Raw genomic sequence first — 7,425 nt, forward strand, 5'->3', positions numbered from 1 at the left:
TAACTGTGCTGATAATAAAGGTAAATTAGACGTTAGGATGACAGATGCTTGGTTTTAAATAAGCAGCAGTGATACCTCAACGCCTTAGAACGAGTGAAAAATTAAACCAATTTAAGCACGGGCGTGAATTTAAACATATCTTGGAAGGTACAAAACTCAACAGGTCCATGAGTCAGCTTTCCAAAGGACTGAGCTATACGCTCGCTAATGCGCTGTGTCGTTTGTTCAATTTCGATTTTGTCTTGTTCTTCAAGCTCAATAACACGGTAGCTCAACGTAATATGGAAGTGATAATCATCAAAATCAGGAACACTAATGCCTGTTGCCAATTTCAAGGCTTCACGGCATTGTTTAAGAGCTTGAACAGATTGTTCATTTTCCGGCTTAATACGAATAGCTGTACCACCAATCGGGCAGTTGTACACGTAGTCGAACATCATGTCGAAACCGCCTCGCGCACCTACCTGGCTTGCTTCTGTCGCAAACAAATCAGTCGTTGCTGATAGCGAAGCATCTAAGCCTAATTTAGACGTCCATTTATGCGCTTCACGGACCTGATCGCACACCCCTTCGAATACCGTCATATGCATACTTGAGATAGGCAGGAATGAAAATTTATTTCCGCAATTCATCGACTTAAGTTGATCTTGAGCCCAACGCAATTCATCAATCAAAGGTAGCGATTGATCAAGGTGACAAATAAAGGTGTTACCTGGGAATGTTCTTACGCTTCCATCTTCATGGAACTTAACACCCACACTTGGTGCATACTTCATAACAATTATCCGATGTTTTTATTAAATACCTAGCGTGCGAAATACTGGGAACATACATGCCCCGTAGGTATTTAGCGACGATCCAATTTTTGAAGGAGAAAAATGAGCCATTGGATACGAACGTTCAAACTCGACCCAATTTTTTTCAAGCGCCATTTCATCAATAAGGGCTTGGCTGATATGTTTTGGACAAGAACCACCAATGATCACGCAATCTGGGTCAAACCAGCCTAGCGTCAGAACAAGCATTGGCTTTAACTGAATAGCAGCAAAACGAACCCACTCTGCTACTACGGAATTTTCCATTCCGGGAATATCTTCAGGCCCATCTAATTCAAGGCCCGATGCTGCCAATTGATCCAATAGACCACGAATCGTCGGCTTATTCTCTTYACCAAGCAGGTTAAAGTACGTTCCGATTTCACCCGCATTGTGGCGACTACCACGGTAAAGCTTGCGATTGATGATCACACCACCACCAACACCATGGCCAAGTTCAAACAGCACCATGTTCTTCACCTCTGGCCACTCACCAGAGTAAAACTCACCAACGGCAGCGACATTACAGTCATTATCTATCCACACTGGCCATTCGAACACATCGCCAAAAACCGTGGCTAAATCGACATCACGCCAATGCGCCAACTGAATAATCGTACGAATCGACGTACCATCTCCCTCAGAAGGGCCCGGCATGGAAACACCAATACCAAGAATGCGAGCATTTTGGATTTTGTGTTTATCCACTAATGCGTCGATTTGCGCTTTAATGTTCTTAAGAACATCTACTATGGGCGCATCTTCGGCGTAATCGATGACTTCAGTATCAATCACTTCACCACAAAAATTCGCCAAAGCGACTTCAATTCGATGAATGTGGAAAGCGATACCAAAAGAGAACGCTGCGTATGGGTTCAGTTGTAAGGGAATGATCGGTTGGCCTCGGCCTACTTTTTCTCTTGGCCCTTCTTTAATCATATTCATTGCCAGTAACTCTTTGGAAATACTGGTCACAGAGCCACTGCGCAAACCTGTTTTTTCAACAATTTTTGCACGTGGAACCGAGCTATGCTGTCGACAAACCGCCAGTAATTTCTTCTGTCCTGGAGTCAATTCTAGTTGTAATGGTTTTATCGGAGTTAACATGTTCAGTTGTTCTCTATTTATTGTTCAATCAATTTATTAGGCGGTGTCGCATGATGGGTTCATCAATAAAAAAGTCGGATTTAAATCGCTTCCATACCGGCTTCGTGTACTAACTCTTTCAACATATCAATATCGTCGTGGCTAATCATATCAATGAGGCCTTCGCTCAACCATTGAATAATTTCACTATGTACGTCGTAGCCATAATATTGATTAAACCATTGAGTTGGTTTCATATTTTTGTCTTTGTTTGGCAAATACAAACGTGTGGTTAAGCCGGAATTTTTATACCCTTCGAGTACGCTTCGCGTTGTATAAGGGTATTCCACACACACAGCAGAAGCATTCGATTCCAATACGGCATTTAATTGATTTTGGTAGCGAGCAAGCGTCACCACTTGTAGCTGAATGCTTGGTAAACGTTCTTTCACAAGGTTGACTAACGTATGGTCAAATCCCAAGAGTTGGATATGAGAAAGTGCATTAGGGATCAGCTCAAGTACTTCGGTCAGCTTTTCGGCGAACCGGTGATGGTTCCGTCTTTGTTTCGCTTCAACAATCAACCCAACTTCATGTTCCACTGCCCATTCAAGTACTGCGCTAAGTTTAGGAATAGGGGTACGTTCAAATGACGGGTGAAACCAGCTACCGAAGTCCAACGCTTCTAGCTCAGATAACGTCATTTGCTCTACATACCCACTTCCATTAGACGTACGGTCGACACTTGGATCATGGATCACGACCAACTCTTCATCCGCTGTCATAGCGATATCAATCTCTATACAGCTGGTATTACGCTCTACAGCACTAATAAAAGACGGCATGGTATTTTCTGGGCAGCGAATACAGTCACCTCTGTGACTATTTACAAGAATCTGTCCTTTTTTCGCCACATCAAAAGTAAACATAAATCGCCACCATTAAACTACCTAAAAAAGTTTAATATAGAATACATAGGTGTGTGGTTTACTGTCAACCAAGAAAGTGTCACAAAAACCCAAAAATAAACAACCTTTAAAAACAGAGACTTATTAAACTTTTCGTGATCCAAGAGTGATTTTTACGCGAAAAAACTCGATCGATAATAAAACTGAAATAAACTACAAATAATCTAACTGGAAATTTAAACTTTTTAAAAAAGGTTAATCATGGCAATTTTGGAACTTCGTTCTGTTACGAAAACTTATGGTGACTTTTACGCATCTAAAGAGATCTCATTCTCTGTAGAACAAGGCGAATTTGTCACACTACTTGGCCCAAGTGGTTGTGGCAAAACAACATTGCTGAAAATGATCGGCGGATTTCAAACGCCTACATCAGGGGAAATCTTGATGAACGAGCGCGTAGTAAACCGAATTCCACCAGAAAAACGTGAAACGGCAATGTGCTTTCAATCTTATGCTTTGTTCCCGCATCTCAGTGTTTCACACAATATTTGCTTCGGTATGGTTCAACAGAAGATCGACAAAAACGAGCAAAAGCGCCGTTTAGCCGAGATCTTGTCCCAGGTTGGCCTTGTTGAGCACAAAGATAAACTGCCATCACAACTATCAGGTGGCCAACAACAGCGTGTTGCATTGGCTCGTGCGATGGTAACTCGCCCTGACATCATCCTATTTGATGAACCTTTATCTAACCTTGATGCGAAAATGCGTGAAGGGGTACGTTTTGAAATAAAAGAGCTACAACGTCAGCACCAACTCACCTCTATTTATGTCACCCATGATCAAGCGGAAGCGTTGGCGATGAGTGACCGAATTGTCGTACTTAACGGCGGCAACATTGAACAAATCGGTACACCAGAAGATATCTATTACCGCCCGGCTAACCGTTTTGTCGCTGACTTCATCGGTGCTGCAAATATCCACCAAGCTTATGTAGAGCCAACTTCAGAAGACAACCAATACCGCGTGAGTTGTAACATGGGTGAATTCGTTGTGGAATCGGCAGAGAAACCACAAGCAAGTGAGATCTTTGTTTGCTGGCGCCCGGAAGACGCGGAGATTTGTAAGAAAGGTGAACCAAACAGCTTTGAAGTTAAAGTCGAATCATCAGCTTTCCAGGGCAATAACTTAGATGTATTTGGTTGGGTTGGTACTGAAACTCCACAAAAAATCCGTTTGCAACTGAATGGCCGTGTTTCGGCTCACCAAGGTGAAACCATTCACGTCAAACTGCCAGAGTTTGGTATTCGTTTCTTAGAGGGAGTTGGCGCATGAATCTAAAACCCTACTTATTGCTGATTCCCGGAGTAGGCACCATTGCCTTGCTCATGGGGAGCGCGCTCTACGTGGTGGTCGCGCAAAGCTTTGGTTTGTTCAGTGTAATGGGCGAAACCAACGCAACATTCGAATACTGGCAAACGACTCTTAGTGACCCAATTTTATGGCGCTCCGTTTCTTATTCACTAAGAACGTCGGTGCTTGGTACGTTAGGTGCCGTCATGTTGGCCTACCCTATTGCGCTGTGGTTACACAAACCTATGCCGGGTAAACCAGCCATTATTGGTGTTCTCCGCGCTCCTATGTTTGTTCCGGGGCTGGTTGCTGCGTTCTTATTAATGAACGTGATTGCTTACCACGGTATTTTCAACGAATCATTATTGGCATTAGGCATCATTGATAAGCCAATGCGTCTATCTAACGATAAATTCGGCTGGAGTATTGTCGTGCTGCAAGTTTGGAAAAACTTACCGTTCGCACTAATCCTTATCAGCGGTTCAATCGCAAGTATCCGTGGCGACCTAATGGATGCAGCATTAGATCTTGGTGCGACACGTTGGGCAAGGTTCTGTCAAGTAATCTTCCCACTCACGATCCCAGCATTACAAGCGGCTTCTATTCTGATCTTCATTGGCGCACTAGGTGACTTCTCGTTTGCTTCTGTTGCAGGTTCTCGCAGTAGCTACTCACTGGCAATGTTAATGAACATTACTGCGACCCAATACTACGAGTGGGAGAACTCAGCTGTTATCGCTATGGTCATTATGCTTCTAGCCGGTTTCTCAGCAGTTGTTCTTACTTTACTAACTCAACCATTTGTTACACGTAAAAGCGTTGTTGTGGATATGGAGAAAGCATCATGAGTCGCCTACGCAACTTAACTAACACCCWATGGGTCATGTTGATCTCGATTAGCTTCTTTGTGCTAGTCAACCTACTTTGGCTTGGTGTGCCATTTGCTATGGCTATTATCTGGTCTCTCGTGGATCCAAACCACCCATGGAGTTACCCAGACTTATTCCCACAAGTTCTTTCTTTTGGACGTTGGGTTGAAGTGTGGGAAAACACTTCCCTACCAGAAGCACTTCGCAACAGCTATTCGGTTGCGCCAGCGGTCGCTATTTTGACCATCACTTTAGCAATGCCGACAGCCTATGCCTTTGGTCGCATGGAGTTTCGTGGCAAAAAACTTGCTGAAATGGTCTCACTGCTGCCGATGGTTATGCCTTCAATGATCTTGGCGGTATTCTTCAGTGCCATGCTCCTTGAGCTAGGGCTAACCGACCCGTACGTCAACATTGTCATTGCGCATACAGTATTGGCTCTGCCTTACGCTATTCGTATTTTGTCGGCGGGTTTTAAAGCTATTCCACAAGATTTGATTGATGCCTGTTCAGACATGGGCGCAGGTAAAATTGGTACTTTTAAGCACGCGTTCTTGCCTATGCTTAAACCAAGCTTACTTGCATCATCAATCTTCTGTTTGGTGATCAGTATTGAGGAATTCAACATGTCCTACGTACTCGGTGCACCAGATTTTATTACTGTACCAACCATCTTATATTCGTTTTTGGGTTACTCATTTATCAGGCCTGATGCTGCCGTTGTATCTCTGATTCTTGTAATTCCGAATGTACTACTAATGTTACTAATTGAACGTTTATTGAAAGGAAACTACTTGTCTCAATCGACAGGTAAAGCTTAATTTCGTGAGGATACAATGAAAAAAACTCTACTAGCAGCACTACTTAGCACCACAGCATTTTCTAGCTTTGCATACGATGTAAACACAATGACGTGGGATGAAATTGAAACTCAAGCGAAAAAAGAAGGCTCGGTAACTTTCTCTGTTTGGTACCTTCAACCTGGCTTTCGAAAGTTTGTAAAAAGCTTTGAAGAAGAGACGGGCATTAAAGTTCGTATCCCTGAAGGCACTCACGATGGTAACCGCAATAAGCTACAAGCTGAAAGCCGTCGTGATGAAGGATCAATGGATGTAGTGGCACTTGGCCCTACAGCATTGAACACGTTCAAGCTAGAAAACACGCTATTAAGCTTAGATAAGCTTCCAGAAATCAAGAAGCTGAATCAATCTGCAGAAGGGATTAATTCTCAAGGCTATGGCGTGACGTTCTGGGGTAACCAAACGGGTCTGGCTTACGATCCTAGCCGTATCAACGAATCTGATTTACCACAAACATTCGAAGAGATGGAAAGCTACATCAAAGGCAACCCTAAAGCATTTGGTGTGAACGATCCTAATGGCGGTGGCGCAGGTCAACGCTTCATCGAGTCAAGCATTCGTCACGTATCAGGCGAGTTCGATATGACAGACAAGCTTGATAAGAAAGTCGTAAAATCGTGGGCACAAACTTGGGATTGGTTCCAAACGAACGAAGAAGATATGCTGATCACGGCATCTAACGCAGACAGCCTAACTCGTATCAACGATGGTGAAATCACACTAGCACCTGCTTGGGAAGATCACCTAGCTGGTCTACAAAAGCGTGGCGCTATCACTGAACGCATCAAGTTCTACATCCCTGAGTTTGGTATGTCGGGTGGTGGCAACTTCGTTACCGTTGCGAAAAACAGCCAGCATCAAGCAGCGTCTCTCGTATTCATTAACTGGCTAACATCAGCAGAAACTCAAACAGCATTAAACGCAGAGTTTGGTACAGCGCCTCAACACCCTGAAGCCGACGCTTCTAACGCACTAATCTCACAAGAGATGCGTAATAACTCAACAGAACCGTTTAACTCTGAGTACAGTGCTTACCTGAAGAAGCAATTCACTCGTAACGTGCTAATGCGCTAATCTTTAGCTAACGAGCGATAAACTCAAAAACAAAAAGGGCGTATTGATACGCCCTTTTTTGATCCTTACTGACTACCTAAATACGGGCTAACGTTTGATTTGCCAGTAACCTTCATGCTTTGTCGCTATATGCGTATGCAGATAATCCAACACTTCGGTCACCATAGGTGGTACGCATTTAGGAGGGTTAAAGATAAGCAACCCACTGCCAATTAAGCGGTCATCATCTTTCGGGTCTCGTAAACGCAACTCAGCTTGAAGAGGCGCAGGCAATTTCCCTTGAGATACGCCATCTGCACAGCGTTCTAGAATCAAGTGACTTTTATCTTCGGTATAAAGCGGATACCACACCAACGCGGTAATATTTACCTGCTGTTGCCAGGCTTTTTCTAGTGCCGATATAACATCTAGATATTCAGCATCCTTTTCATAGGGGGGATCGATCACAATCAAGTTATGAGAC

The 7,425-nt window shown here is 43.6% G+C and carries 8 protein-coding genes; 4 read left to right on the forward strand and 4 right to left on the reverse strand.

Annotated features, from left to right (window positions below):
* Positions 1-101: 101 nt before the first annotated feature.
* The 3 genes from L4C33_RS17700 to L4C33_RS17710 form a co-directional block, all read right to left on the reverse strand.
* The gene (locus L4C33_RS17700; RefSeq protein WP_428813731.1) at positions 102-776 is read right to left on the reverse strand and encodes a DUF1868 domain-containing protein; all 675 of its coding nucleotides are present in this window, start codon (positions 774-776) and stop codon (positions 102-104) included.
* Positions 777-797: 21 nt separating this feature from the next.
* Positions 798-1,922: an ROK family protein gene (locus L4C33_RS17705; protein ID WP_428813732.1), complete on the reverse strand. Its 1,125-nt coding sequence runs from the start codon at positions 1,920-1,922 to the stop codon at positions 798-800.
* Between the two features lie 80 nt (positions 1,923-2,002).
* A complete protein-coding gene (locus L4C33_RS17710) occupies positions 2,003-2,830 on the reverse strand; it encodes a glycerophosphodiester phosphodiesterase (protein ID WP_428813733.1) in 828 nt (275 codons plus the stop codon).
* 240 nt (positions 2,831-3,070) lie between these two features.
* Here L4C33_RS17710 and L4C33_RS17715 point away from each other — a divergent pair, with 240 nt between their 5' ends.
* From L4C33_RS17715 to L4C33_RS17730, 4 genes are read left to right on the forward strand one after another with little or no spacing between them, the layout of a single operon-like run.
* Positions 3,071-4,141, forward strand: coding sequence for an ABC transporter ATP-binding protein (locus tag L4C33_RS17715; protein WP_428813734.1), 1,071 nt, complete (start codon positions 3,071-3,073; stop codon positions 4,139-4,141).
* Complete coding sequence (locus L4C33_RS17720) at positions 4,138-5,007, forward strand: ABC transporter permease (RefSeq protein WP_428813735.1); 870 nt, start codon at positions 4,138-4,140, stop codon at positions 5,005-5,007. Before L4C33_RS17715 ends, L4C33_RS17720 begins: the two co-directional genes overlap by 4 nt.
* The gene (locus L4C33_RS17725) at positions 5,004-5,849 is read left to right on the forward strand and encodes an ABC transporter permease (RefSeq protein ID WP_428813736.1); all 846 of its coding nucleotides are present in this window, start codon (positions 5,004-5,006) and stop codon (positions 5,847-5,849) included. Before L4C33_RS17720 ends, L4C33_RS17725 begins: the two co-directional genes overlap by 4 nt.
* Positions 5,850-5,864: 15 nt before the next feature.
* Positions 5,865-6,962 (forward strand): extracellular solute-binding protein, encoded by a 1,098-nt coding sequence (locus L4C33_RS17730; protein ID WP_428813737.1) that lies wholly within the window; start codon positions 5,865-5,867, stop codon positions 6,960-6,962.
* An 87-nt stretch (positions 6,963-7,049) separates the two neighbouring features.
* Here L4C33_RS17730 and rlmJ read toward each other — a convergent pair.
* A partial coding sequence (rlmJ, locus tag L4C33_RS17735; protein ID WP_428813738.1) for a 23S rRNA (adenine(2030)-N(6))-methyltransferase RlmJ occupies positions 7,050-7,425 on the reverse strand: 376 nt, incomplete at its 5' end.

Source organism: Vibrio makurazakiensis (assembly GCF_050337375.1).
Lineage (GTDB): Bacteria > Pseudomonadota > Gammaproteobacteria > Enterobacterales > Vibrionaceae > Vibrio > Vibrio makurazakiensis.